Below are 26,851 nucleotides of genomic sequence, written 5' to 3' on the forward strand. Positions count from 1 at the left end.
CAATCGTCGGTGACCCGCTTCTCGTCAGGCGTCCTTCAACGCCTGCCCGACACCCCGCACCAGTCCCGAGAAGTGCTGGTCGGACAGCAGGTGACCAGCGGTGATCACCACGGCCAGCGGCCACTCGATGACGTGGAGCGCGGCGAGCACCCCGAGCCCGGCGTAGTAGGCGAGCCGGTCGGGCGGTGGCACCGCCACCTCACCCAGCATCGGCACCTCCACCCGTCGGCTGTAGGTCCGGACGGTCTCCTGCGCACCGTTGAGGTGTCGCGTCAACGTGCTCATTCTCGAGCCTCCCCGTCTCCGGTGACCTTCGCCGAATTCCACCGCCCACCCCGTCCATGCGTCGTCAGCGGGGCAAAGTTCCCCTACCCCGGGGGCATAACGGACGCCACGCCGGGAAGCCAGGCCGCCGGACGCGATGTTCTGGGAGGGCGAGATGGCCGACGGCAGGACCAGCAGCGGGGAGTCGGACCGGCGTCCACTCAGCCGTACGCCTCGATGACGGCGGCGGGTCGCGCCGTCGGCCGCCTCCTACCGTCCATCGGCGTGCCGCACCTGGTCGGCGAGGCCTCCCGAACCGTCGGGTCGGCCGCGACCCGGCTGGCGCGGATCGCCGGGCTGAGCCGTCGTCGGGTCTGGTCCCGGCCCGGTCGGCACCACATCGAGGTGCACGGCGTCTGCCAGGACGGTGGCGACCGGCTGGCCCGGCAGGTCGAGCGCGCACTCGAACGGCTGCCCGGGGTGGCCTGGGCGCGGGTTAACGCACCGACCGGTCGGGTGGTGGTCGCCGTCCTGGCCCCCGAGCCGGAACTGCGCGACCTCATCGCGACGATCACCCGGATCGAGCAGACCTGCGACCACGAGCCCGACCCGGAGATCCCGCCGCCGCACCCACCGGAGGAGGGCCCCCGGACCCCGCGGACCCTCGGTGCGCTGGCCTCGGACGCGCTGGGTCTGACCATCTCGGCGGCCACCCGGATCCTGCCGATCGCGCCGGTCCCCGGCGAGGTGGCCGGGCTGTTCACCGCACTGGACCTGTCGCCGAAACTGCACGCGCTGGCCGGTCGGGGCCTGCGTGCAGACCCGCGCGCCGACGTGATCTTCCCGCTCGCCGAGGCGGTGGTGCAGGGCCTGACCGGCGGCTGGGCCGGGATCGTCCTGGACGGGGCCCAGCGCATCGTGCAGTGGGGCGAGGCGAGAGCCCAGCTCTCCGCGTGGGAGCAGGCCGAGCCACGGTTGACCGGTGACCCGGAGCGCGCGAGCGCCCGTTGGCCGGTGAGCGACCGACCCCGACCGAAACCGGACGGCCCGGTCGAGCGGTACATCAACCGCGCATTGGCTGCCGGCGCGGCCGCCGCGGCAGCGGTAGCGCCGTTCGCCGGTCGGAAGCGGGCTGCCGCGCTGGGCCTGTCCGCCCTACCCAAGGCTCCCGGCAGCGGACGCGAAGGCTACGCGGCCCAGCTCGGCCGGATCCTGGCCCGGCGCGGGGTGATCGCGATGGACCGCGGCGTACTGCGGGAGTTGGACCGGATCGACACGCTCGTGCTGGACGCCGCGGTCCTCGGCTCGGACCGGGGCGTGCTGGCCGACCTCGCCCCGGCCTCAGGCGTGGACATCGACCAGGTGGCGGAACGGGCGTTCGCACTGTTCGACCCGGCGGATCCGGCCGCCGCACGCGCGGCGGACGGCTGGCGGCTCGCACCGCTGGCACCCCACGACGGCGCCGGTGACATCCCGGACAGTGACCGGCTGCGGAACGCCGGCGGGCAACTGCTCGGACTGGCCCACGGTGGCCGGCTCGCCGCGCTGCTGCGGGTCGAGCCCGAGCCCGCGCCGGGGGTCGACGGCCTGCCGGCCGCCGCCCGGCACGCCGGACTGCGGCTGGTCGTGGCGGGCGGCGACGATCAGCGGTACGGCTTCGCCGACGCCGTACTGCCCGGCGGTGACCAGGTCGCCGACTCGGTACGCGCGTTGCAGCGCGACGGGGCGATCGTGATGCTGGTCTCCGCCGACCGAGCCGCGCTCGGCGCGTCCGACTGCGGCCTCGGAATGTCCAGCCCGGAGGAGTTGCCGCCGTGGGGCGCACACCTCCTGGTCGGTGCGGACCTGCGGGTGGTGGCCCTGCTGATCGAGGCAGCCGGGGTGGCCCGGCGAATGACCGAACAGAACATCAAGTTGGCCATGGCCGGCACCGGCCTCGGCGCGCTGGGCACCTTCACCGCCGCACCGACCCAACTGCCCCACCGGACGTTCCACGCGGTGAACGGCGCAGCCGGTCTGGCCTTCGCGCACGGTGTCTGGCGGGCCCGCCGGCTGCCCGAGGTGTCGGACACTCCGGCCCCGGTGGCGACCGCCTGGCACCTGATGCCGACCAGTACGGTGCTCGACCAACTCGGTAGCCGCCTGGACGGGCTGGACAGCGCCGAGGCGCAGCGCCGGAACGACGGACACGGTGCGGACGGTGGCGGAACTCCGGGCAGCGGCGGCCTGCTGCGTGCCTTCATCGACGAGCTGGCCAACCCGCTCACCCCCGTACTGGCCGCCGGGGCGGTGCTCTCCGCATCGTTCGGCTCGCTGGTCGACGCCGCGCTGGTGGGTGGTGTGGTCGGCGGGTCCGCCCTTATCGGCGCGGTGCACGAGCGCAACACCGAACGGTCGCTGGCGGAGTTGTTGTCCCGTTCGGCGGTGACCGCGCGGGTCCGTCGCGACGGCAGCGAGCAGGTGGTCGCCGCCGAGGACCTGGTCCTGGGTGACGTCATCTCGCTCGAGCCGGGCGATTCCGTGCCCGCCGACTGCCGGGTGCTCGAATCCGTGGGACTGGAGGCGGACGAGTCGTCGCTGACCGGTGAGTCGCTGCCGGTCGCCAAGACCGACCGGGCGGTGGTCGCCGCCGCCGTCGCCGACCGGCATTCCATGCTGTACGACGGCACCACCATCGCCGCCGGCCACGGAATCGCCGTGGTGGTGGCCATCGGTGCCGACACCGAGGCCGGGCGCAGCCTGGCGCTGGTCCGGCAGGCACCGCCGACCAGTGGGGTGGAGGCTCGGCTGGGCAAGTTGACCAGTGCCGCCATCCCGTTGGCGGCTGCTTCGGCGGTGGCGGTGGCCGGCGCCGGACTGCTTCGAGGCGTACCCCTGGTCGAGACGGCGGCGACCGCCGCGAACCTTGCCGTGGCGTCGGTGCCGGAAGGGCTGCCGTTTCTGGTCAGCGCGGCGCAGCTGGCCGCCGCCCGGCGGCTGGCCGAGCACGGCGCGCTGGTCCGCAACCCTCGCACCATCGAGGCGCTGGGTCGGGTGGACGTGCTCTGCTTCGACAAGACCGGCACCCTGACCGAGGGCCAGTTGCTGCTCGCCGGGGTCGGTGATGGTGTCGGCGATAGGTACGCCCCGGTGGACAAGCTGGATGAGCGGCTCCGGTTGACGCTCGCCGGTGCGCTGCGAGCGACACCGGGCGCGGCCAACCCGGAGGAGTTGGCGTTGCAGACCGACCGGGCGGTCCGCCGGGGCGCGGGCACCGCCGGGGTGACCGAGCAGACCGGTGCCGCGGGCTGGCGGGCGGCCGGTGGCCTTCCGTTCGAACCGTCCCGGGGCTACCACGCGACCGTCGGCGAGACCGAGGGCCACCTGCTGCTCAGCGTCAAGGGCGCGCCGGAGACGGTGCTGCCCCGGTGCTCGGCCCGCCGGATGGACGGCAGCACCCAGCCACTGGACGACGCGGGCCGCGACGAACTGCACCGGATGCTGGCCGACCGGGCCGGGGCGGGTCACCGGATCCTGGCGGTCGCCGAATGTCAGGTGGACTCGGCGAAGGTGACCGACGGGGACGTCCGGGAACTGACCTTCGTGGGCTTCCTGGCCCTCGCGGACGGGGTCCGGGAGAGTGCCGCGCCAGCGGTACGCAGGATCCGGCAGGCCGGCGTGCACACCATCATGATCACCGGGGACCACCCGGCCACCGCCGAGGCGATCGCCGCCACCATCAGTGAGCACGACGAGCAGCGGGTGGTCGTCGCCGGGGAACTCGACCAACTGGACGACGAGGCGCTCGCCGAGCGGCTGGCCGCCACCGACGTGGTGGCCCGCTGCACCCCCGCGCACAAGGTGCGGATCATCCAGGCGTTGCAGAAGTGCGGGCGGACCGTCGCGATGACCGGCGACGGCGCCAACGACGCTCCGGCGATCCGGCTGGCCGACGTGGGCATCGCTCTCGGCCAACGGGGCACCCCGGCCGCGCGGGCCGCCGCCGACCTGGTGGTCACCGACGACCGGCTGGAGACCATCATCGCCACCCTGGTCGAGGGGCGGGCGATGTGGTCGTCGGTCCGGCACGCGCTCAGCATCCTGGTCGGCGGCAACCTCGGCGAGATCGCCTTCAGCGTCCTCACCGCCGCGGCGACCGGCCGCTCCGCGCTCACCGGACGGCAACTGCTGCTGGTCAACCTGCTGACCGACCTGGCGCCAGCGCTGGCCATCGCGGTCCGCCCACCCGCGTCGGACCGCACCGACGGTCTGCTCAGCGAGGGCCCGGACGCGTCGCTCGGAGAGACCCTGACCAGAGAGATCGGCCTGCGGGCGGCGGCGACCACGCTGGGCGCCACCACGGGCTGGACGTTGGCCCGGTACACCGGGCGTCGTCAGCGAGCCGGGACCGTCGCCCTGGTCTCCCTGGTCGGGACACAGCTCGGCCAGACCATCCTGGCCGGCGGCACCAGCCCGGCGGTGCTGGCGTCCACGGCAGCGTCTCTGGGGGTGCTTGTCGTGGTCGTCCAGACGCCGGGCCTGAGCCAGTTCTTCGGCTGCACCCCACTCGGACCGATCGGCTGGACCATCGGAGCCGGGTCGGCACTCGGCGCGACTTTCGCCAACGGAGCGCTCACCAGGCTGGTCGAGCACTTTCCGCAGACGCGCCCCGCCGAGCAGCCGACCGACACCGGGCCGTCGACGGACGACGCGCAGCCGGGTCCGGACGCCGGTGGGGCGGGTGCGTCCGCCGGCTGACCGGCCGACCTGCCGCACGGCTCGCCATCGGCGTGGAACAGATGATCGGCGCCTGGTGCCGGGCTGGATCAGCGTCGACCGCTCCGCTTGCGCTTGGAACGGCTCGTGAAGTCGGTGCCGTCCGAGACCTGGGCGGCAGGCCGACGGCGCGGTGTCGTACGAGGTGGAAACCAGCGGCCGAACGGGATGCGGGACAGCAGCAGAAGAATCGCCGCCACCAGAACCACGAAACCCCCGGCACCCAGCAGCCCTTGGAATCGGCCCCGGTGGCCGCTGAGCTCGCCGAAGTCGGTGACGAAGTCCTTCGGATCGGCGCGGTTCACCCAGATCGACACGTCATCGCCGGCCGGCCGGCACACCTCGACGCAGGGGACCTCCTGCTCGTACGTCCGGCCGGACACCTCGTACCGGAAATACATGGTCGACTTGCTACGGGCATCTGTCACCTGGTCGTAGACGACCGCCCGCGCCGGTAGACCACCGGCCCGCAACTCCGTCTCCCAGTCGTCGAGCGCCAACTGGGTGTGGATCGGCAGCCAGAGCAGCAGCCCGCCGGCCACCATGAGCAACACGCAGCCGAGGGTCACCACGGCCGGAGAGCGTCGCATCATGATCAGGAAGCGCATGCGGTCATAGTGCCGTCCAGCCGCAACCCTGGCAGCTCAACCCACCCCGACCTCCCGGCACAGGTCGCCGGACTACGCGAATCGCCGCCTGCCGGCGAAACCGGCGGCGACCGTCATCAGAGCGACAACGCCGAGCAGGGCTCCGATCAACACCGTGCTCTGCACGCCATAGCCGGGTAGTGCGAGTCCGGCGACCAGGGCACCACCGGTGATGCCGACGTTGACGGCGGCGGAGACGGTAGCGGCGGCGAGATCGGAGCGCCCGGGCGCCACCTGCAACACGACGCCACCGAGCGCCGCGGTGAACGCCGCGAACGCCAGTCCGGCCAGAGGGAGCAGGCCGACGGCCACCGACGGTCGGTGGCCGAACGCGTACAGCCCGAGCAGCGCTCCCGACTGGAGCGCGACGGTAGTCACCAGAGCGAGCCACGGGCTGCGGTCCACCACCGCTCCGACGGCGAGGATCCCGAGCACGCTGGCGAAACCACGCGCCAGCAGGATGGCCCCGACCGACGAGGCAGCGAATCCGCTGACCTCTGTGACGAAGAGTGCGACGTAGGTGTAGGCGGCGATGGCGCCGGCGGTCGTCAGGACGGCCACCACGACCAGCAGCCAGAAGCGGTAGACGTCGGGCGTCGCGCCCCGAGCGGCATGTCCCTGGTTGGGGGGCGCCGAGGGCAGCAGCGAGGCGACCGCGACGAGCACGACCGCGCCGAGCCCGGCCACCGCCAGGAACGACATGCGCCAGCCGGCCCGTTCGCCCAGCCAGGTGCCCACGGGCACACCCAGGAGCAGAGCGACGTTGCCGCCAGCGAACACGATCGCGACCACCCGCCCGCGTAGTGCGGGTCGGAACAGCTCGGCCGCGGCCGGGACCACTACCGCCCAGAACAACGCATGGGTCGCCGCGGTTGCCATCCGCGTCGCCAGCAGCAGCGGGAACGAGTTCGCGAACACCGTCGTCGCGGTGCTGACGACGAAGCCGGCCAGGAGCACCGACAGGAGTCGCCGCCGGGGGACCTTCCTGGCCAGCACTGTCAACGGGATCGAGGCGACGACGACCACCGCGCCGTACGCGGTGACGAGCATGCCCACTTGCGACGGTGAGACGGCCAGGTCCGTGGCCATCGGGAGCAGCAGGCCGATCGGCAGCGCCTCGGCGGTGGTGTAGAGGAACGTCCCCCCGGACAGGCCGATCAGCGCGCCCACTGCCCGTCCGCGGCCCATCCGACGCTCCCATTGTTACCGGCTAAAAGATGTATGCCAGCAACAAGCTAGTGATGCCTCGGCGTAGGGTCAACTGGTAAAGTCGGCTTTGATGGAAACAGACGAGGGCGTCAGGCGGATGCACCTGGTGGGCGGCAACCTCGCCCTGGACTTCATCAACACCCGCACCGGTCCACCCATCGGGCCCTCAGACGACGACGTCCTCACGGGCTATCCAGGGCTGGTTGCCTGGGGCGTGTACGCGGGCGCCCTCACCGACACCGAGGCGACAGCGATGCGCCGGCTGTCTCGCACCGATCCAGACGGCGCTCACGCTGCCTTCGCGCAGGCGCAACGCACCCGCGACAACCTCGACGAGATATTCCGACCGCTGGCCGCCGGAGAGAGTCCGAGCGCGCGTGCACTGGCCCAGCTACGAGACGACGAAGCCGACGCGCTCGCCCACGCACAACTTGAGCGTGGAAGCGCGTTCGGGTGGGCCTGGCGGGATGACCAGACGCTGGTCCGGCCGCTACGGCCAGTGGCGCACGCAGCGGTCCAACTACTCACCGACGGGCCGCTGGACCGGATCAAGGGATGCGGAGGCTGCCGCTTCATCTTCATCGACGAGAGCAAGAACCGCAGTCGCCGCTGGTGCAGCATGGACGACTGCGGAACCGCCGAGAAGATCCGCCGCTACGTCGCCGCGCGACGCACACGTGCGACGCGCTGAGTGCCGGACGGCTCTCGGAGTATGGCGGGCAGGTCGCCCAGGGTAGCGAAAGCCGGCCCGCCCCAGCCCGGATCGGTGTCGTTGTGCTCCGTGGTCCGGAAGACGGTCATACCCACCGCTGCCGCTCCGGCCAGCTCACCGTCTGCGCCGTCGCCAACAAAGACGCACTCTGCCGGCCGAACACCCAGGCGCTCGGCAGCAAGGTGATAGATCGCCGGGTCGGGCTTGGCCAGCCCGACATCGCAGGAGAAGATCGCGACATCGAACCGTCGGGCGAGCGGACTCTGCGGCCATGGCTCGGCGGTGTCGGAGGTGGCGTTGCTGACGAGGGCCAGCGGATGCCCCTCGCCGCGTAGCGCGTCGAGCACGTCCAGGGTGGCGGTCGAGACGCTGTCCAGCACTCGGCGTCCGAGGGCTCGCCGATGCTCACCGGCCCGTGTCACCTGTTCGTTCGTTGGCGTGCCGCCGAGGCGTCCGGCGAGGATGCGGATGGTTTCCTCCACGTCCCAGCGGACCAGCCGGTCCCGCCAGGTGGCGTGGTACGCGGCGACCAGCTCGGCCGGAGCTACGCCGACCATGACCGCCATCTCACCGACTACCCGGTCACGCGCCTCGTCGGCCCCGTGGATCAAGGTATGGAAGAGGTCGAAGATCACTGGTCGAGACATCTCAGCATGCTACTGAGATCGTCGATGGCTGGCGGGGACGGCATCCCACCACCCACGAACCGGAACCGTTCGGCAACTTCACCTCGGAGCCGTCTAGCTTTTGCCGGAGGCAAAGCCCTTATCGGCCGCCTTGATCAGGGCGAGAAGCTGCGGACGGTGATGGAGCTGCTCGGGCACTCCACGATCCGGATGACGGCCGACACCTGCGGCCACGTCCTGCCGGCTCGGGCTCGTCAGGCTGCCTCGGCCATCGATCGTGTGTAGGGCGAGGAGGGAACGGCGTGACCGCTCGGCTGTACTCGGAACCGAGATCAACCAAGGGAAGTGCTGGTGGAGCCCAGGGGACTCGAACCCCTAACCCCTGCCTTGCAAAGATCGCGCGTGCTGTCGGCTGGCGTCGATGACGGCCGCTGATCTGCTCGGCTTGTCGGTCGCGGCCGATCCTCACACGCACCCGTCGGCCGGCTTGGCTGTACGTGTGGCTGTACAGCCAAGCCGAGGACTGTCAGCCTGGGCATCAAACATGATCGGCGTCCGGTACGGCGGTGGGCCACTTCGAGCCGCTTTCAGGTGGGCTGGCATGGCCTCTGATGACGCCGTTCTATGGCCCGTGTATGGCCCGGCAACGCGGCTGGCACGTTGCCTCGGCGTGGCCGTCCTTCGTGTAACTGAGACCGCTCATCCAGGCCGCGGCCAGGGCACTGACCTGGACCGCCTGTACCGTGCAACGACACTCTCCCTGAGCTGGGTTCAGCTCGCCAACTTTTCGCCCTCTAGCCCTAGGATCTGCCCATGACCGGCCACAGCGACGAGCGACCCGCGGAACCGGTGGTCGCGGAGGTTCGTGAGGGCGATGCGTACGACCTCATGGCTAAGCTGCCCGACGATTCGGTCGATCTCATCATCACCTCGCCTCCCTATTGGGGCCTCCGTACCTACGGCCAGGACCACAACGAGGACGTCCTGGCTGAGTGGCTAGCAGAGGGCGGGGACAAGGAAACCACGCCGCCCTATGACTGGTACCGCTTGCATGGTGGCTGTCTGGGCATGGAGCCACTGCCCGAGTGGTTCGTTGACCACCTCGTGGAAATCCTCCAACGCGGCGCTTCGGCCTTAAAGGCCGGCGGAAGCATTTGGGTGAACATCGGGGACACCTACTTTGCTCGCTGGTCCAGCATCCGCATGGATGGGAGGCAGGGCCTCGGAGACAACCCGAGAATGCGTCGCAAGACACCGATGGGCGGTTTTCGGCAGGAAAAGCAACTGTTGCTCATCCCCGCCCGTTTTGCGATCGCTATGCAGGCAAAGCGGTGGATCCTTCGGAATGATCTCATCTGGGAGAAGAAGAACGTGCCACCTCGCCCGGAAAAGGATCGCCTACGCCTCGCGCATGAGCACTTCTTCCACTTCGTCAAGAGGGCGAAGGAGGGGCGCCCGAAGTACTACTACGACATGTCCGCGGTCGAAGAAGGCGCGCGTGATGTCGTGGGAGTTAACGTGCGGTCCGGATCCGACGGCCATTCAGCTACCTTCCCAACTCAACTGGTTAGGCCGCGGGTCCTTAGCTCGTGCCCTTCGGGTGGTCTCGTGCTGGATCCGTTCTGTGGAACTGGCCGGGCCTTAACGGTAGCCGTCGAATCTGGAAGGCGCGCTATAGGCTTTGAGATGTCGCCGGCGTTTGTCGCGGCAGCGCGAAACAATATCGCAGGTGTACAGGGCGCCTTAGACCTAGGGTGACCGCGGCGTGAGGGGCACAGCATGAGCCGCGCCCCTCACGCTCACTTCGCTGCCTTTTCCCGAACCCTTGCAATAAAATCCGAACGAACGAACTCCAACGCGTTCCGGCTAGTGGTCAACGCGTGCAGGTATTGCAAGTAGGTCGTCCGTACCGCTTCACGAAAGCTAAATACCAACTGCCCGTTGGGCTGGGTCGTGCCATCGTAATCGAAACTTACGAAGGTGATATCCCAAGGCTCCCCATCTCGTACCACATCGAAATCAACCCTCGCCCTCAGTTGCTCCAAAATCCGATGCTGGGTTACGACGTAAAGAGGAACCTGTACCTGCTTGAGAAACTCGCCCTTCGCCACCACCTGGGTTCCGAGGCGCTTATGCACATTGCCAGTATTGATGCCATAGGATATCTTGTCGTCACGCTTGTTGCGCTCGGCTTCATCGGTGAAGTACCGGCGCCATTGGTCAGGCAACCCATCTTCCCAGGCCCGCCATGCGGGAGCCACGCTACCCCCGCGTAAATCAATGGCCTGGGCCTCGATGGCAATAAGATCGACACCTTCCAACGCTGTCGGATCTTCGCGATACGCAACGTAGTCAACGTTCAGTCTTGGGCTCGAAAGCGCCATCACCTCTGGCACCAACGTCGCCTCCTCGGACCCGAAGTGATCTCGCACCGCCCATGCGATGGGTTCACCGTCTAGTCGATGGTCGCAGACTGCATAATTGTGAGGAATTCCCTTATCCCACTGTGCGGCATACGTTACGGAGCAATAGCCGTAATCGTACTGACGCTTCTTCTCGCACCTTACGCCCGAGAATGGGCAGAGCTGGCGGTCCCAGGTCTCCTGCGCCTGAGGAGAAAGGCTATCGGAGGGGAAGCCGTACGCCTCCACGATGGGGAACCTGGTATCTCGCAGACTAGGTCGGCGCGGTCTTGGCGTCATCGAGACAGGCTAGCGATCATTGGCCGTGACATGTGTCCCGCCGGCAGCGTGTTTCGAGGGGCATCTGGGCAGCGGACGGGATGCCCGGTCTACCCCAACCTCGGCCACCCAGGGGCGCGCGGCTGGATTGGCGCACGCGCTGCCCTTGCGGTCTGGAACTAGCCTGATCGCGTGACCGAGCAGACTCCGGCTGATGGCTTGCCAAGTTCCCCTGAGGACCAGTTCGAGGCAGTACCTCTGGGTCGTTGGGAGCGGTTTGCGGCGTCCGCGCTCGGCATGGTTGCCGCCGCGGGCGGGGGCTGGGCCGTCTTCACTACTGACAACCAAGCCGGATCCGCGGTTCTCCTCATCATCGGCGCGGCCTTCCTGCTGATGGGCCTGCAAGGCACACCTCTGATTCGGGTCGGGAGCGCAGATAGTGGCGTAGAGCTTGAGCGTCGTCGTCGCCGAGTCGAGAGGGCAATGGAGCAGGCTCGGCAAGAGGAGAGCCCGGAGGTAGCGGCTGGGATTGTTGAAGCGGCTTCAATCATCGAGCCTCGAATCTTTCAGTCGGCGCGCTACCGAAGCGAGCTCTACACCTCGAAGGTGGCCCTGGCTTTCCAGATTGCGGTTGCAGACGCCACGGTTGAACGGCACTCGTTCGACTACGGCCCTGACCTAACGGTTCGCACGGGCATGGGCGCGGCAAACGTTGAGGTCAAGTATCGCGAGCGAGGTCCGCTGAGAATGCAGGACGTCCGGCAACTGGAGAGGTACAGCGAAGGATCGCGTGGCCTTCTCATCGTCACTAACGTTCGCCTTTCCCCCGAGGTCGAGGCCTACAACGCCGACGAGGCGAACCGACATGTCGAGGTAGTGACGTGGAAGGGCGAGGAAGACGGTGGAATTCTTGTGCGAGCGCTAATGCGGGTGGCTGCTGCCGGTGGAGCGCCAAGCCCCGCGGCTGATGCTGGTCTCTAAGGATCTCCTCGTCGGGCAGTCGTAGACCGTCCAGCCTCCCCGGACGGGGTCAAGGTGGAGCGCCCTACCGGACGAACGACCTTGGCCCCGTCCGGGGAGGCTGGTAGCCCTTGTGGTGCCCGGCGAGGTGATCCGTGGCGGCATCTCTGAGGAGGGCCGGGGTTCGGGGCGGAGCCCTGAGGTCTTCTGATCCTGTGACTCCCAAGCGTGGCCGGTCGGCCCGGCCGATGCCGGCCGGAGGTCGCCAGCAGGCCGGGGCCGGGCCGGCGCGGCCCGCTTGCGGGCCGCCTTGATCTCATAGAGCGGAATTCGGCAGTTCGTGGTGTAGAGCCTTGGCCAGCTCGGCCATTCCGTTTGTGCCTTCGGTGATGGCGTCTGCTCCCGCCCTGAGTAGGCGAGGGCGCTTGCCGGGCTTGTTGGCGAACCCGATCGTGCGAACGTCGGCAGCCCGTCCGCCTTCGATGTCAGAGGTGGAGTCGCCTACAAGGACGCACCTGCTCGGGTCGGCATCGACCGCCAGCGCGGCGAGCCGGATTGGTGCTGGGTTCGGCTTCATGAGGCTTGGGTCAGCGTGTGCTCGACCAATCGTGGCCGTCATGTACCGGGCGAGTCGGTGGGAAGCCAGGTAACGCTCGATGGCGGGGGCTGAGTTGTTGCTGACGATGGCGATTCGCCGACCGGCCTCATGGGCGGCAACGATGACTTCCCTCGCGTAAGGCGTCGGCATGGCGCCGTCGACCGCAGTCAGCTCGGCTCTGCACAACGCGTTCTCAACTCGTACGACCAGCGAGTGCGTGCCGGCGGTCGCGGTGAAGCGAAGCACTTCGAGCGGGTCGTCGGTGCCTCGGATGTGCGCCGGCATCTCGACTCTGTGCTCGTCGATGACGCGGCGGAGCTCGGCCGCAACGGTGGAGTCCGCGAGGGTGGCGAAGACGGCGCAGACCGGTCCATCGAAGTCGAGCAGGATCGGACCCGTGTCGCTGAGGACCTGGGCAACGCTGTATCGCGGGTTCATGACGTGTAGTCGTGCGAGACGGTCGACCACATGGAGTCGAACCAGGTCCGGGCCTGGTCGACGTACTGGGATGCGTCGGAAGCCTCGTCGTCGCTGACGGCCCGGTGAAAGAGGATCGCGTCCTTGCCCATCGGGTCGTAAATGGCCGTGGGCTGACCATTAATCATGACGGTGTGCTCTACCACGGGGTAGAAGCCGAAGAAGGCTTCGTCGCCGTTGAGGATGTAGAGCTTGAACAACGGCGCTGCGCGATGCACGCGCACCTCTGCTACGGCGTCTTTGACCAACCCAAGCTCTCCGAGCTCGCGCACCGCCTCGACAATGGCGTCTGTGTGCCGGCGGGTGATTCGCTCGGCGCGCTCGCGTACGCCGGGATCGTCGGCCTGCGTCTCGGCCAGGCACGGCAGGGCCATGGGCTCTCCCGTGTCGGGGAGCAGGATGCGGACGGTAACGGACTCGGGCGTCAGTAGCCCAGCACGGATCTTGTCGAGCGGCTCGGTCAGCACTCCGTGGAGGGTCTCACCGGAGAAGCCGGCGAATTCGATCGTGACGTGGGCGCGCTCGAAGGCCGCCTCGACGTGGGGCCGCAGTCCTACCGGACGCTCGGTTTGCGCACGAACGAATGCGCCACTGCCCTGGCGGGTGACGATCAGGCGCTCGTCGCGCAGGATACGCAGCGCGGTCTTGACCGTCTCTCGGGCCACGTTGTAGCGCTCGGCCAGGTCGTTCTGCGACGGCAGTCGCTCCCCTGGCTCGAACTTGCGGGTACGGATCGCAGCTCGCAGAACGTTAGCGATCTGCTGCGACGGGGGCCTGGGGTCGTCCGGGTCCAGCCCGGCCAGGTTTTCCAGCTCGCTGGTCATGCAGGTCAGGGTACCTGCTGGCTAGCCAAGCTAGACCAATCGACGTCCAACTCTTGACTTGGCTAGCCAGGCCGGCCTACCTTGAGCTCACGCGATTTGGCTAGCCAAGTCGCACCCCGAGGCCGGTGGAGTGCCGGCGGGCAGAGCTGGAGGTAGGGCAAATGGCAGTCCCCAACTCGATCAAGGTTCCGGTTCCGTTCGATTACGTCTTTCCGCAGGGTGCGCTGTGCCTGGGTGTGGAGCCGGTGACGGACTTCGACAAGCGCGGCCAGGGTGACGACCAGGCGCGCGACAAGGACACGGGCGAGCGGCTGTGGGTGGTCAAGGTCCTGGACCTGGACCCGGAGGCCGGGAAGTTTGGCGGGACCAAGGAAGTCAAGGTGAAGATCGCCGCCCCGGTGCAGCCGGTGCCGCCGGCGTCGAAGATCCCGGGCTATCCGCCGGCGGTCACCTTCACCGACGTGACGCTGACGCCGTACGTCGACAGCCAGCGGTGCAAGGGCTCGGGCAAGTGCCGGGCGCGTCAGGCGTGGTCGATCCGCGCGGGCGCCATGACCGAGCCCACCGTCGCCGCGACGAAGCAGGCGGCCTGACCAGACCTCGATGCGCGGGGCGGGCCTCTTCCGCCAAGTCGACTCCCGCCCCGCGTCTCACCCGATCACCTTGGAAGGAGCTGGGCTGATGCCCACGCTAGCTGACGCTGCCCGCATCGTCGGGAACCCGCGCCCCGCCCCCGCCCGCCGCACTCACCGCCGCACGGTGATGCGTCTCGCTGGCCCTGGTATCCGGGCCGCCCGCGAGGTCTACACCACCGTCCCCGCCGACGCCGTCCGCGTGGCCGCACTGGTGGAGATCGCCGCCGCCGCTGCCGCTCTGGCCCGCACGGTGGTCAAGCTGCGCCACCTCGACCCGGACCTGATCGCCCCGCACGTCTCCGACCGCGTCGACCTGCGCGCGGTCCTCGGTCGGGGCCGGTGGCTGCCGACCATGACCCGACACGTCCCCGCCCCGGAGTCCGGACCCGTGAACCTGGCCGCGTTGCTGCCCGCCCGGACGCCCGTGCGTCGTCGGGTAGTGCGCCGTCACCCCGGTACGCCGGGGCAGGCCGCCCTGTTCGCCGCTGCGGGTGGGGAGGGCTGAGCCGTGCCGCTGGTCAACGTGATCCGGGGTGAGCGGATCGACTCCGCTCCGATCAACGTACGAACCCCGTTCATCCGCATCCCGATGTGGGTGGCCCTGACCTGGTGGACCCTCAAGGCGCTGGCCCGGCTGGTCTTCGTGGCGGTGCGGTTCTGGTACGTCACCGTCCCGGCGGTGTTCTTCGCCTGGCTCTACGCACGGTTCGGCTGGGCTGGTCCGGTCGGGTTCGTCGCCCTGGTCGCCGTCGTCGCCGCCGGGTGGGCGTTCGGGCACCGGCCGTCGTTCCTGCGCTTCGGGTGGTGGCCGGTCCTGTCCTGCTACCGGCGGATGCTCTACCGCCGCAAGTGGATGGCGGCGATGGTGACCGCCAAGCTCGCCGTGTCCTTCGACGGGCACACCGTCCTGCCGGTGCTGCGTCGGGTGCGCTGCGGCGGCGGTGTCGACGTGGTGGTCGTGCGGATGGTGACCGGGCAGATCCCCGACGACTTCGCCCGCGTCGCCGAGAGGTTGGCGCACACGTTCGGTGTCCGGCAGGTCAAGGCCGCGCCCGGTCCGCGTCCGGATGTGGTGCTGCTGCACCTGTTCCGCGGTGACCCCCTCGCCAAGCTCGTCCGCCCGCTGCCGGTGCCGGCGGTGCCCGAGTTCACCGCCCTGCCCGTGGGCCGGCAGGAAGACGGCGACGGCTACGAGCTGCGCCTGTTCGGCACGCAGGTCCTCGTGGTCGGCGCGACCGGGTCGGGCAAGGGCTCGGTGATCTGGTCCGTGATCCGCTCCCTCGCCGCCGGGGTCACCTCCGGGCTCGTGCAGATCTGGGGCCTGGACCCGAAAGGCGGCATGGAACTCGGGATGGGTGCGCCGATGTTCAGCCGGTTCGCCCGCAAGGACTACGCCGCGATGTGTGAGCTGATCGAGGAAGCCGCCACGGTGGCGAAGGACCGGGCCGGGAAGCTCTACGGCCGCACCCGCCAGCACACCCCCACCCCAGATGAGCCGCTGATCGTCCTGGTCATCGATGAACTGGCGAACCTGACCGCCTACCTCACCGACCGGCAACTCAAGGACCGCATCAAAGCCGCGCTCTCGATCCTGCTCAGCCAAGGCCGGGCGGTCGGCGTGCATGTCGTCGCCGCGATCCAGGACCCCCGCAAGGAAGTCCTGCCGTTCCGCGACCTGTTCCCGACCCGCATCGGCCTGCGCCTCGCGGAAGCCGCACAGGTCGACCTCGTGCTCGGCGAGGGGATGCGCGATCGCGGAGCGTTGTGCGACCGCATTCCGCAGTCCCTGCCCGGTGTCGGGTTCGTGGTCATCGACGGTGACCCGACCCCAATGCGGGTCCGCTTCTCCTACCTGACCGATGACGAGATCCGCGACATGGCCCAGACCTACGGCCGACTGCGCGTGATCGACGGCGAGATCCTGGACGGTGCCGCATGAAACCCCACCCCACCAACACCCGCGCCGACCGCATCGACGCCCTGGTCCTCATCGTCATCCTGCTCATCGTCGCCGGCTTCGCCGGGGCCGCATCGTTCACCCACGTCAAAGACTGGACCCTCGACAACTCCCCGGCCGGCACCGGCGAGTGGTTCGGCTGGGCCAACGCCGTCATCTCCGAACTCATCCCCGCCGCCGCGCTGCTCACCATCCGCCGCCGACGCCGCAGCGGCGGGCCGATCGGCTACCCGATGTTCCTCCTCGTCGCCGCCGTCGCCCTCTCCCTGGCCGCACAGCTCGCCGTGGCCAAGCCGGGCCTGTCCGGATGGTTGCTGTCCGCCGTGCCCGCCCTGGCGTTCATCGGCCTGTCCAAGCTCGTCCTGTCCACCGCCCCGGCCCCCGCCGACCCTGCGTCGGCCCGCCCCGTCGAGCAGCCCGCACCGGCCCGCCCGGTCGAGCAGCCCACCGCGACGGCTCCTGCGCCGGCCGTGGCTGAGCCCGTCGCCCTGGCTCCCGTCGAGCCGACCCGCCCGGTCCCGGTCGCCCCGGTGTCGCCGGCTGCGTTCACCCGCCGCAATGGCACCCCGTTGATCGGAGAGGTGACCCGATGACCAACGCACTCGTGTCCGGCCTGTTCCTCGTCGGCGTCGTTGTCCTGCTCGTCTGGGATCAGTACCGGCTCTATGTCGCCCGCTATGAACTGGCTGCGCTGCACCGGGTCACCCTGCGCGACCCGCTGACCGGGCTGGCGAACCGCGCTGGCCTTGCTGCCGGCTGGGAACAGCTCGCGCCGCTGCGCCCGTGGGTGGTGGTGGTCGACCTGGACGGCTTCAAGCCGGTCAACGACACCCACGGCCACGCCGCAGGGGACCTGGTCCTCACCGCCGTCGCCTCCCGCCTGCGCACCGTCCACGGGGTGCCCGCCCGGCTCGGTGGGGACGAGTTCGCCGCGCTGCTCCTGGACGCGAACCCGGCTGTGGCTGCCCGGCAGATGGCCGCCGCGATCGCCTCGCCGGTCCGGCTGCCCTCGGGGGTTTCGGTGTCGGTGACCGCGAGCATCGGCCTGGCCCCCGCCAGTCCGGCTGGGCTCGCCGCCGCCCTCGCTGACGCTGACGCTGCCATGTACCGGGCCAAGAGCACCCGGGCCGGTGTGGTGGCCTTCGACCCGCTGCGGGACGACCACGCCACCGCCGACCCCCGTCCTGTCGTGCGGGTCCGCGACCTCACCCCGACACTGGGGGTGGGCCGATGACGCTCATACCGACGCTGCCCGGCCTCGAACCCGCCCCCGTGGTGGAGCCGAGGCCGGGCTCCCGGGCCGCCCGCATGCTGATGCCCCGCTCCGTCGACGTGGTCAAGGACCTCGCCGCCGACTACGGCGTCTGCACCCGCCCCGTGAGCCTGCGCCGCACCGACCTCGACTCCGGACAGACCGAAGTCATCGACATGCCCTGCGGCGCCACCCAAGAAGCCAAGTGCCCCGCCTGCGCCACCAAGGCGCGCCGGCTACGGCAGCAGCAGATCCGCGAAGGATGGCACCGCGACGACGAACCCAACCCCGGACCCGAACCCGCCACCGACGCCCAACGCGGCCTGATCGTCGCCCGCGCTCACCTCGAGTTCGCCCGCGACGAAGCGGCCCGCGTCTCGCAGTGGGATCAGGTAGCCGACCTGGACGACGCGATCGAGGAACTGGAAAGCCAGATCACCACCGAAGGCATGCGCGGCCCGCCCCGCCCCACCCCACGGCGGTGACGACCAGGAGGACGGCGACGGCAAGCGGCGGGTCCGGTCGACCAAGCGCCGGCAGGACGCCCCGGACCTGCCCCGCCTCCCGGTCGAGAACCGGACCATCGGGCGGACCTTCGACGGACGCGGTGGGCAGGTGTTCCGGCCGTCGATGTTCCTGACCCTCACCCTCGGCTCCTACGGCCGCGTCCACTCCGACGGCACCCCCGTCGACCCGGACAGCTACGACTACCGGCGGGCCGCCTGGGATGCTGTGCACTTTCCGCGGCTGCTCGATCGGTTCTGGCAGAACCTGCGCCGGGCGGTCGGCTGGAACGTCCAGTACGCCGGTGCCGTCGAGCCGCAGCGTCGGCTTGCCCCGCACGCGCACTTCGCCATCCGGGGCACCATCCCTCGGGCCCTGGTGCGTCAGGTCGCCGCCGCGACGTATCACCAGGTGTGGTGGCCCTCGGTCGACGTGCGGGTCTACAAACCCGGGCGGGCGCCGCAGTGGGACACCGACGCTGCCGGCTACACCGACCCGACCACTGGCCGGGTCCTGCCGTCGTGGGATGCCGCCATGGACCTGGTCGACGCCGACCCCGACGCTCAACCCGTCCACGTCGCCCGCTTCGGTGCCCAGGTCGACGCCAAGGGCGTGCTCGCGGGCACCAAGGACGCCGACCGGTGCGTCGGCTACATCACCAAGTACCTCACCAAGCAGGCCGCCGACTGCCACGACGTGACCACCGGCCGGCAACGGACGCACCTGGAACGGCTCTGGCAAGAGCTGCGGCACACGCCGTGCTCGGAGCGGTGCGCCAACTGGCTGCTCTACGGCGTCCAACCCAAGAAGGCAAAGCAGGGCCTGCGACCCGGCAACTGCAAGAACAAGGTCCACAAGCGGGAAACCCTCGGCATCGGCGGGCGCCGCGTCCTCATCTCTCGGCAATGGTCTGGCAAGACCCTGACCGACCACCGGGCCGACCGGCGCGAGTGGGTCAAGGCGCTTCTGGGTGTCACCACCGACGCCGACACCGCCCCAGTCGGCGGCGAGCAACGCCACGCCTGGGAGCTCGCTCGACCGACCGACCCTGACGTTGCGCCGCTAGGGCATCGGGTCCTGCGCGCCATCTCCGAACGCATCCAATGGCGCGTCCAGCTCGACGCCGCAAGACGTGCGGTCGACCCACCCGACGTTTCGGCAACCACCTCACATCAGTCCGCAGAGCAGGAAGGGACCGGAGCATGAGCGAGAAGAAGAGCGTCCGCCCGGCTGAGGCTGCGGCCCTGCTCGGCGTCTGTCGGGACACCGTGTACGTCCTGATGCGATCGGGCCGGTTGCGTTCGATCAAGGCGGGTCGTGCTCGGCTGATTCCGCTGTCTGCGCTGGATGAGTTCTTGGCGGCGGATGAGGAGTTCGCGGCATGACGGGCCGGCGTCGGCGTTCTCATGGTGAGGGCTCGGTGTACGAGCAGCGGCCGGGCGTGTGGGCTGCGGTGGTCGACCTCGGTTGGATCGACGGGAAGCGGAAGCGGAAGTACGTCTACGCCAAGAGCGAGGCTGAAGCGGTCCGGAAGCGGGACGAGCTGCGGCGCCAACTTCAGCTCGGGGTCGACCTCACCGCGCAGCCTCGGACGTTGGAAGCCTGGTTGACCGAGTGGCTGCGGGACGTGAAGGCGCACGACGGCACCCGACCGTCAACGCTGGTGCGCTACCGCCTGGCCGTGAGCAAGCACCTGGTGCCGGGCCTCGGTCGGGTCAAGCTCGACCGGCTGACGCCTCGGGACGTGCAGCGGTTCCTCACCGGGCTGCGCGGCAAGCTCGCACCGGCCAGCATCATCAAGGTGCACGCAGTGCTGCGCGTCGCCCTGGCCGACGCTGAGCGGATGGACTTGGTCCCGCGCAACGTCGCCAAGGCAGCCAAGCCACCAGCCCTCGGCAGAACCGAGCGGCGCGCTTTGACGCCCGAGGAAGCCAAGACGCTGCTGTCGGTGTTGACCGGGGACCGGTTGGAGTCGCTGTTCGTCCTGGCGCTGGCGACCGGGCTGCGGCGGGCTGAGCTGTTGGGCCTGCGGTGGTCGGATGTCGACCTGCCGGGGAAGGCGCTGTTCGTTCGGCAGACGCTCCAGCGAACGGATCAAGGGTTGGTGTTCGTGCCACCGAAGACGCACCGATCGGCCCGTCCGCTGCCGCTGTCGGCTCTGGCCGTTCGGGCGTTGGAGGCACAGCGGGTGCGCCAGGCCAAGGAACGGCTCGCGGCCGGGGAGGTGTGGTCGGATCTGGGCCTGGTCTTCGCCAGCACGATCGGCACTGCGATGGAGCCGCGGAACGTCAACCGGCGCTTCGAGCAGCTCCGCGCGGCGGCCGGGCTGGACTGGCTGCACCTGCACGACCTGCGGCACGCCTTCGCCACGTTCCTGCTCGACCAGGGCGAGGAGCTGCGGACGGTGATGGAGCTGCTCGGGCACTCCACGATCCGGATGACGGCCGACACCTACGGCCACGTTCTGCCGGCGCGGGCTCGTCAGGCTGCCTCGGCCATTGACCGAATTCTCAGCCAGGAGGGGACGGCGTGACCGGCTTGGCTGTACGGATGGCTGTACTCGGACCGAGATCATCCGGAGAAAGTGCTGGTGGAGCCCAGGGGACTCGAACCCCTAACCCCTGCCTTGCAAAGGCAGTGCTCTGCCAGTTGAGCTAGGGCCCCGTGCGGGACGTCGGCACCGACTGTCGGCCGCCGGGCCGGACCTCAGCGCAGGTCGGGCGCCGTGGTTGCCTCGTGCCACAGGGCGCGCTCGTCGTTGGCGGCCTTGACCTTGTTGAAAACAACGGCGGCCACGCCGACGACGCCAGCCAGGATCAGCAGCTTCTTGAACATGGGGCAACCCCTCAAGCTCGACTACCGTCGGACGACATGCGGTGGGGCTAGATGGAATCGAACCATCGACCTCAGAGTTATCAGCTCTGCGCTCTAACCGACTGAGCTATAGCCCCGCGTTGCGACGAGCAAGATTAACCCATCCACTCGGCCGGCCCCAAATCGGGGTCCGGGCCTTCGAACCGGGCCGTCGACGCCCCCAGAACCTACCCGAGTGCGAAGCACCGGGGCGACCGCTTTCCGCGGCGCCCCGGCGCTCCGATAGCTCAGTCCCGCTCGGCGAGCGTCAACTCGATTCCGCCGACCAGGTCGGCGCAGACGTTGTAGACGAAGGCTCCCAGGGTGGCCAACGCGGTGAACAGCACCACGTTGACCAGGCCGATCAGCGCCGAGCTGAGGATCACGCCCTTGGCGGTGATCTGGAAGCCGCTCGAGCTCTGCCCACCGCCGGCGTTGACCAGATCGGTCAGGCTGTCGTTGACGCTCTGGAACACGCCCATCGCGTCCAGCGCCAGGTAGAGCACCGAGGTGGCCACCACCACGACGATGAAGAGCACCACCGAGACGGCGAACGCGAACTTCATCACCGACCAGGGGTCGATCCGCTTCAGGTTCAGCCGGGCCCGACGAGGTCCGCGGGACGCCGCCGAGCTGACCGAGGAACGCGCGGCCCGGACCGCCTCACCAACCCGCGCCGCCCCCACGGCGGACGGGTTACCGATCCCCGGCGGCAGACCGCCGCCGCTGGCGGGACGACCGGCAGCAGCGGTACGCGCCGCGTCCGGCTGCGGCTGGGCCGCACCGGGTGTGGTCCGGGGCTGGGTGCCGGTGGTCCCGGAGGACGCCGGCTGACCCGGCCGGGCACTGATCGGCTGGGTGGTTGTCGGGCGGGCCGGAGTCGCCGGCACCGGGGGTGTGCCGACGGATGTCGGCGCCTCGGCACCGGACGTCTCGGTCTTGTCGCCCGGGCCGCCATCCTCGCCGGAGTTCTCCGGCGGGGGTGTCATGCCGGGAGCCCGGGTGAATTTCGGGGCAGGCGCGTCAGCAGGGACCGTTGCCCGGCCCACGGCCGCGCGGCCGGTCGCTGGTGTGCCGCCCTTGGCGGCCTCCTCGTCGACCGGGTTAGCCGAGGTCCCCGTGTTCCCCGACTTCGCCTGTGTCTCCGTCATTCAACTAGTCCTGTTCGTCAGGCTCGTCGGCATTGCGAGCAATCGCCACGATAGTCACGCCGTCCGGGAGGTCCATCAGCTTGACCCCCATTGTGTTCCGGTCACGCGTACGGCGTACAGGCTTCACCGGAGTCCGGATGACACCACCGTTGCTGGTGATCGCGAACAGTTCGTCGTCTGGGTCGATCACCACGGCACCGACCAGACCACCGCGCCGTTCGGTGATCTTCGCAGTCAGCACGCCCTTACCTCCCCGGCCCTGCACCGGGTATTCCTCGATCGGGGTGCGTTTCGCGTAGCCCCCGTTCGTGGCCACCAGGACGTCCAGACCTTCCCGGACGACCTCCATGGCGAGCAGGACATCATCGTCCGTGAACCGCATGCCGATCACACCCGAGGTGGCCCGGCCCATCGGCCGCAACGCCTCGTCCGAGGCGCTGAACCGGATCGCCTGCGCCTTCTTGGAGACCAACAGCAGGTCGTCGTCGGGAGCAGCCAACGCAGCACCGACCAGCTCGTCCTCATCGCGCAGGTTGATCGCGATGATTCCGCCGGATCGGTTGGAGTCGAACTCCTCAAGCCGCGTCTTCTTCACCAGGCCGTTCTTCGTGGCCAGTACCAGATAGGGGGCTACCTGGTAGTTCGGAATTTCGATGATCTGCGCGATCTGCTCGTCAGGTTGGAAGGCGAGCAGATTGGCCACGTGCTGGCCCTTGGCTACCCTACTGGCCTCCGGCAACTCGTACGCCTTGGCCCGGTACACGCGGCCCTTGTTCGTGAAGAACAGGATCCAGTCGTGGGTCGAGCAGACGAAGAAGTGGCTGACGATGTCGTCCTGCCGCAGCGTGGCACCGCTGACGCCCTTGCCACCGCGCCGCTGCGAGCGGTAGAGGTCGACCTTGGTCCGCTTGGCGTACCCGGTCCGGGTGATCGTAACGACCACGTCCTCCCGCGCGATGAGGTCCTCCATGGAGACCTCGCCGTCGAACGGGATGATCTGCGTACGCCGGTCGTCGCCCCACTTGGCGACGATCTCGCCGAGCTCCTCCGAGACGATCTTCCGCTGCCGCTCCGGCTTGGCGAGGATGTCCTTGAGGTCGGCGATCTCGATCTCGAGCTTGGCGAGGTCGTCCACGATCCGCTGCCGCTCCAGGGCGGCGAGCCGGCGCAGCTGCATGTCCAGGATGGCGGTCGCCTGGATCTCGTCGATCTCCAGCAGCCGGATCAGGCCCTGCCGCGCGTCGTCCACCGTCGGCGACCGCCGGATCAGGGCGATCACCTCGTCCAGCGCGTCCAGGGCCTTGCCCAGACCGCGCAGGATGTGCGCGCGCTCCTCGGCCTTGCGCAGCCGGAACGCCGTCCGCCGACGGATCACGTCGATCTGGTGCTCGACGTAGTAACGGATGAACTGGGCCAGGTTGAGCGTGCGCGGCACCCCGTCGACCAGCGCCAGCATGTTGGCGCCGAACGTCTCCTGGAGCTGGGTGTGCTTGTAGAGGTTGTTCAGCACCACCTTGGCGACCGCGTCGCGCTTGAGCACGAGCACGATCCGCATACCGGTACGCCCGGAGGACTCGTCGCGGATGTCGGCGATGCCGGCGAGCTTGCCCTCCTTGATCAGCTCGGCGATCCGCTCGGCCAGGTTGTCCGGGTTGACCTGGTAGGGCAGCTCGCTGACCACCAGGCAGGGCCGGCCGCGCTTGTCCTCTTCGACCTCCACGACGGCGCGCATCCGGATCGAGCCACGGCCGGTGCGGTAAGCGTCCTGGATCGCCGTGGTGCCGACGATCAAGCCGTGGGTCGGGAAGTCGGGGCCCTTGACGATGCCGAGCAGGGCCTCGAGGGTCGTCTCCTCGTCCTCCTCCGGGTGCTCCAGGCACCACTGCACCGCCGCGCCGATCTCCCGCAGGTTGTGCGGGGGGATCTTGGTGGCCATGCCGACCGCGATGCCCTCGGAGCCGTTCACCAGCAGGTTCGGGATCCGCGACGGCAGGATGGTGGGCTCCTTGGCCCGGCCGTCGTAGTTGTCCTGGAGGTCGACGGTGTCCTCGTCGATGTCCCGCAGCATCTCCATGGCCAGCGGGTCGAGCTTGCACTCGGTGTATCGCATGGCGGCGGCCGGGTCGTTACCCGGCGAGCCGAAGTTGCCGTTGCCGTCGACCAGCGGGTAGCGCAGCGACCAGGGCTGCGCCATCCGGACGAGCGCGTCGTAGATCGCCGAGTCGCCGTGCGGGTGGAACTGACCCATCACGTCGCCGACCACCCGGGAGCACTTCACGTAGCCCCGGTCGGGGCGGTAGCCGGAGTCGAACATCGCGTAGAGGATCTTGCGGTGGACCGGCTTGAGCCCGTCCCGGACGTCCGGCAGCGCTCGACCGACGATGACGCTCATCGCGTAGTCGAGGTAGGAGCGCTGCATCTCCACCTCGAGCCCGACCGGTTCGATCCGGTCGTGCGCGACCACGGCGCTGATGGCCTCGGGGACCTCAGGCTCGTTCGGTGTGGACTCGGGAGAATCGGTCACTGTATACCCTTATCAGACTCAGAGTCGTTTTCGTGCTGTGGATAACGGCTGTGGATACCGGCCAAGCTGTGGATAACTCTGTGGATCGATGGATCGGCCGGGCGCTGCCCGACCGATCCACCACGGTCCGTCAGATGTCCAGGAACCGCACGTCCTTGGCGTTGCGCTGGATGAACGACCGGCGCGCCTCGACGTCCTCACCCATCAGCACGCTGAACAACTCGTCCGCGGTCGCGGCGTCGTCGAGCGTGACCTGACGCAGGGTACGCGTCGCCGGGTTCATCGTGGTTTCCCACAACTCGGGATAGTTCATCTCGCCGAGGCCCTTGAACCGCTGGATGTCGTCCGGCTTGGCGTTCGGCTTCTTCTGCTGGCGCAGCGCGATCAGCCCGTCCCGCTCGCGGTCCGAGTACGCGTACTGCGCGTCGTCGCCCTTCTTGTTCCACTTGATCTTGTAGAGCGGCGGAGCGGCCAGGTAGACGTGGCCCATCTCGACCAGCGGACGCATGAAGCGGAAGAGCAGGGTCAGCAGGAGCGTCTGGATGTGCTGGCCGTCGACGTCCGCGTCGGCCATCAGCACCACCTTGTGGTACCGCAGCTTCTCCATGTCGAAGTCGTCGTGGATGCCGGTGCCCAGCGCGGTGATCAGCGCCTGGACCTCGTTGTTCTTCAGCACCCGGTCGATCCGGGCCTTCTCCACGTTGAGGATCTTGCCGCGGATCGGCAGGATCGCCTGGGTCCGCGGGTCGCGACCCTGCTTGGCCGAGCCGCCGGCCGAGTCGCCCTCGACGATGAACACCTCGGACTCACGCGGGTCGGTGGACTGGCAGTCGGCCAGCTTGCCCGGCATCGAGCCGGACTCCAGCAGCGACTTGCGGCGGGCCAGCTTGCGCGCCTGCTGCGCGGCGATTCGGGCCCGGGCCGCCTGGGACGCCTTGGTGATGATCATCTTGGCCTCGGCCGGGTTGCGGTCGAACCAGTCGACCAGCCGGTCGTTGCAGACCCGCTGCACGAAGCTCTTCACCGGAGTGTTGCCGAGCTTGGTCTTGGTCTGGCCCTCGAACTGAGGGTTGGCCAGCTTGACCGAGATGATCGCCGCGAGCCCTTCGCGGATGTCCTCGCCGGAGAGCTTCTCGTCGCCCTTGAGCAGCTTCTTGTCCGTGCCGTACCGGTTGACCACGCTCGTGAGCGCGGACCGGAAGCCCTCCTCGTGCGTGCCACCCTCGTGCGTGTTGATCGTGTTGGCGAAGGTGTAGACCGACTCGCCGTACGACTCGTTCCACTGCATGGCGATCTCGAGCGACATGCCCTCCTCCTCGGCGCCGAACTCGACCACGGTCTTGTGGATCGGGCTCTTCGAGGCGTTGAGGTGTCGGACGAAGTCGGCGATGCCGCCCTCGTAGAAGAAGGTCACCTCGCGCTGCCGGCCGTCCTCAGTCTCATCCACCCGCTCGTCGAGCAGGTGGATGCGGAGGGCCCGGTTGAGGAAGGCCATCTCCTGGAGGCGCCGGTAGATGGTCTGGAAGTCGAAGTCGACGGTCTCGAAGACGTCGGGGTCGGGCCAGAAGGAGACGGCCGAGCCGGTGCGGTCGGTGGTCTCGCCCTTCTCCAGCGGGCTCGGCTTGGAGTTGGTGTAGTGCTGCCGCCACACGGAGCCGGACTTGTGGATCTCGACGAACATCTTGGTGGAGAGCGCGTTCACCACGGAGACGCCGACGCCGTGCAGACCGCCGGAGACCGCGTACGCCTTGCCGTCGAACTTGCCACCCGCGTGCAGGATGGTCAGCGCGACCTCGACACCCGGCTTCTTGAGCTTCGGGTGGAGGTCGACCGGGAAACCTCGGCCGTTGTCGGTGACCCGGACGCCGCCGTCGGCGAGCAGCACCACGTCGATGGTGTCGCAGTAACCGGCCAGCGCCTCGTCCACCGCGTTGTCGACGACCTCCCAGACGAGGTGGTGCAGACCACGCTCGCCGGTGGACCCGATGTACATACCGGGCCGCTTGCGGACCGCCTCCAGCCCCTCAAGAACGGTAATCGACTCTGCGCCGTACTCCTGCTTGTCCTGCGCTGCCACCCTCGGCCACTTTCTCGCGCCACCTGCGCCTGGAGGGCGCGTCGGGCGCGGGTTCGGCGGACAGGACGCGACGTCGGCGCGCACGGACCGGCTCCGGAGACCTCCGGGCCATGGGTCGAACGCGCCGGTCGCCGCGGTTGCCCGC

Annotated in this window: 21 protein-coding genes, 2 tRNA genes and 2 pseudogenes; 12 read left to right on the forward strand and 13 right to left on the reverse strand. The window is 69.1% G+C overall.

What is annotated here, in order from left to right; translation table 11 throughout:
* Positions 1-24 precede the first annotated feature (24 nt).
* Positions 25-285 (reverse strand): hypothetical protein, encoded by a 261-nt coding sequence (locus V6V47_RS05725; RefSeq protein WP_334626906.1) that lies wholly within the window; start codon positions 283-285, stop codon positions 25-27.
* 216 nt (positions 286-501) lie between these two features.
* Here V6V47_RS05725 and V6V47_RS05730 point away from each other — a divergent pair.
* A pseudogene (locus V6V47_RS05730) lies at positions 502-4,985 on the forward strand (HAD-IC family P-type ATPase); the annotation flags it as partial.
* 84 nt (positions 4,986-5,069) lie between these two features.
* Here V6V47_RS05730 and V6V47_RS05735 read toward each other — a convergent pair.
* Positions 5,070-5,627, reverse strand: a complete 558-nt coding sequence (locus V6V47_RS05735; RefSeq protein ID WP_334626909.1) for a DUF3592 domain-containing protein — start codon at positions 5,625-5,627, stop codon at positions 5,070-5,072.
* Between the two features lie 72 nt (positions 5,628-5,699).
* Entirely contained in the window at positions 5,700-6,854 is a 1,155-nt protein-coding gene (locus V6V47_RS05740; protein WP_334626910.1) for an MFS transporter, read from the reverse strand.
* A gap of 91 nt (positions 6,855-6,945) precedes the next feature.
* On the opposite strand from V6V47_RS05740, the gene V6V47_RS05745 reads away from it, so the two are divergent.
* Positions 6,946-7,566: a CGNR zinc finger domain-containing protein gene (locus V6V47_RS05745; RefSeq protein ID WP_334627076.1), complete on the forward strand. Its 621-nt coding sequence runs from the start codon at positions 6,946-6,948 to the stop codon at positions 7,564-7,566.
* Here V6V47_RS05745 and V6V47_RS05750 read toward each other — a convergent pair.
* On the reverse strand, positions 7,530-8,234 hold the full coding sequence (locus V6V47_RS05750) for an HAD family hydrolase (protein ID WP_334626911.1): 705 nt from the start codon (positions 8,232-8,234) through the stop codon (positions 7,530-7,532). The two genes, V6V47_RS05745 and V6V47_RS05750, sit on opposite strands and share 37 nt — an antisense overlap.
* Positions 8,235-9,026: 792 nt before the next feature.
* On the opposite strand from V6V47_RS05750, the gene V6V47_RS05755 reads away from it, so the two are divergent.
* Positions 9,027-9,971 carry a DNA-methyltransferase gene (locus tag V6V47_RS05755; protein ID WP_334626912.1) on the forward strand — a complete coding sequence of 315 codons (945 nt, stop codon included), beginning with the start codon at positions 9,027-9,029 and terminating at the stop codon, positions 9,969-9,971.
* Between the two features lie 41 nt (positions 9,972-10,012).
* Here the strand turns inward: V6V47_RS05755 and V6V47_RS05760 are convergent, their stop codons facing one another.
* Positions 10,013-10,864: a hypothetical protein gene (locus V6V47_RS05760; protein WP_334626913.1), complete on the reverse strand. Its 852-nt coding sequence runs from the start codon at positions 10,862-10,864 to the stop codon at positions 10,013-10,015.
* A gap of 222 nt (positions 10,865-11,086) precedes the next feature.
* Between V6V47_RS05760 and V6V47_RS05765 the strand changes: the two genes are divergently transcribed.
* The gene (locus V6V47_RS05765) at positions 11,087-11,875 is read left to right on the forward strand and encodes a hypothetical protein (RefSeq protein WP_334626914.1); all 789 of its coding nucleotides are present in this window, start codon (positions 11,087-11,089) and stop codon (positions 11,873-11,875) included.
* 295 nt (positions 11,876-12,170) lie between these two features.
* Here V6V47_RS05765 and V6V47_RS05770 read toward each other — a convergent pair whose 3' ends face one another.
* Both V6V47_RS05770 and V6V47_RS05775 read right to left on the reverse strand, forming a co-directional pair.
* Positions 12,171-12,890 (reverse strand): HAD family hydrolase, encoded by a 720-nt coding sequence (locus tag V6V47_RS05770; RefSeq protein ID WP_334626915.1) that lies wholly within the window; start codon positions 12,888-12,890, stop codon positions 12,171-12,173.
* Entirely contained in the window at positions 12,887-13,753 is an 867-nt protein-coding gene (locus tag V6V47_RS05775) for a GntR family transcriptional regulator (protein ID WP_334626916.1), read from the reverse strand. Before V6V47_RS05775 ends, V6V47_RS05770 begins: the two co-directional genes overlap by 4 nt.
* Positions 13,754-13,878: 125 nt before the next feature.
* Between V6V47_RS05775 and V6V47_RS05780 the strand changes: the two genes are divergently transcribed.
* The 8 genes and pseudogenes from V6V47_RS05780 to V6V47_RS05820 all read left to right on the forward strand — a co-directional run bounded on the left by V6V47_RS05780 (position 13,879) and on the right by V6V47_RS05820 (position 20,634).
* Positions 13,879-14,346, forward strand: coding sequence for a hypothetical protein (locus tag V6V47_RS05780; protein WP_334626917.1), 468 nt, complete (start codon positions 13,879-13,881; stop codon positions 14,344-14,346).
* Between the two features lie 88 nt (positions 14,347-14,434).
* Complete coding sequence (locus V6V47_RS05785) at positions 14,435-14,893, forward strand: hypothetical protein (RefSeq protein WP_334626918.1); 459 nt, start codon at positions 14,435-14,437, stop codon at positions 14,891-14,893.
* Between the two features lie 3 nt (positions 14,894-14,896).
* Entirely contained in the window at positions 14,897-16,327 is a 1,431-nt protein-coding gene (locus V6V47_RS05790; protein WP_334626919.1) for an FtsK/SpoIIIE domain-containing protein, read from the forward strand.
* A complete protein-coding gene (locus tag V6V47_RS05795) occupies positions 16,324-16,938 on the forward strand; it encodes a DUF2637 domain-containing protein (protein WP_334626920.1) in 615 nt (204 codons plus the stop codon). The genes V6V47_RS05790 and V6V47_RS05795 overlap by 4 nt, the downstream gene beginning before the upstream one ends.
* Positions 16,935-17,579 carry a GGDEF domain-containing protein gene (locus V6V47_RS05800; protein ID WP_334626921.1) on the forward strand — a complete coding sequence of 215 codons (645 nt, stop codon included), beginning with the start codon at positions 16,935-16,937 and terminating at the stop codon, positions 17,577-17,579. The genes V6V47_RS05795 and V6V47_RS05800 overlap by 4 nt, the downstream gene beginning before the upstream one ends.
* Positions 17,576-19,307 (forward strand): annotated as a pseudogene (locus V6V47_RS05810) (replication initiator). The gene V6V47_RS05800 and the pseudogene V6V47_RS05810 overlap by 4 nt, the downstream one beginning before the upstream one ends.
* Entirely contained in the window at positions 19,304-19,486 is a 183-nt protein-coding gene (locus V6V47_RS05815; protein ID WP_334626924.1) for a helix-turn-helix domain-containing protein, read from the forward strand. The pseudogene V6V47_RS05810 and the gene V6V47_RS05815 overlap by 4 nt, the downstream one beginning before the upstream one ends.
* Positions 19,483-20,634 carry a tyrosine-type recombinase/integrase gene (locus V6V47_RS05820; protein ID WP_334626925.1) on the forward strand — a complete coding sequence of 384 codons (1,152 nt, stop codon included), beginning with the start codon at positions 19,483-19,485 and terminating at the stop codon, positions 20,632-20,634. Before V6V47_RS05815 ends, V6V47_RS05820 begins: the two co-directional genes overlap by 4 nt.
* Positions 20,635-20,689: 55 nt before the next feature.
* On the opposite strand, the gene V6V47_RS05825 is transcribed toward V6V47_RS05820, so the two are convergent.
* From V6V47_RS05825 to gyrB, 6 genes are all read right to left on the reverse strand, one after another.
* Positions 20,690-20,765 (reverse strand) — tRNA-Ala (locus V6V47_RS05825).
* A gap of 42 nt (positions 20,766-20,807) precedes the next feature.
* A complete protein-coding gene (locus V6V47_RS05830) occupies positions 20,808-20,936 on the reverse strand; it encodes a DLW-39 family protein (RefSeq protein WP_007453934.1) in 129 nt (42 codons plus the stop codon).
* A 42-nt stretch (positions 20,937-20,978) separates the two neighbouring features.
* A tRNA-Ile gene (locus tag V6V47_RS05835) sits at positions 20,979-21,052 on the reverse strand.
* Positions 21,053-21,202: 150 nt separating this feature from the next.
* Entirely contained in the window at positions 21,203-22,105 is a 903-nt protein-coding gene (locus tag V6V47_RS05840; RefSeq protein ID WP_334626926.1) for a DUF3566 domain-containing protein, read from the reverse strand.
* A 4-nt stretch (positions 22,106-22,109) separates the two neighbouring features.
* Positions 22,110-24,629, reverse strand: a complete 2,520-nt coding sequence (gene gyrA / locus V6V47_RS05845) for a DNA gyrase subunit A (RefSeq protein ID WP_334626927.1) — start codon at positions 24,627-24,629, stop codon at positions 22,110-22,112.
* 130 nt (positions 24,630-24,759) lie between these two features.
* A complete protein-coding gene (gene gyrB / locus V6V47_RS05850) occupies positions 24,760-26,706 on the reverse strand; it encodes a DNA topoisomerase (ATP-hydrolyzing) subunit B (RefSeq protein WP_334626928.1) in 1,947 nt (648 codons plus the stop codon).
* Positions 26,707-26,851 lie beyond the last annotated feature (145 nt).

Source organism: Micromonospora sp. CPCC 205539 (genome assembly GCF_036906815.1).
Classification (GTDB): Bacteria; Actinomycetota; Actinomycetes; order Mycobacteriales; family Micromonosporaceae; genus Micromonospora.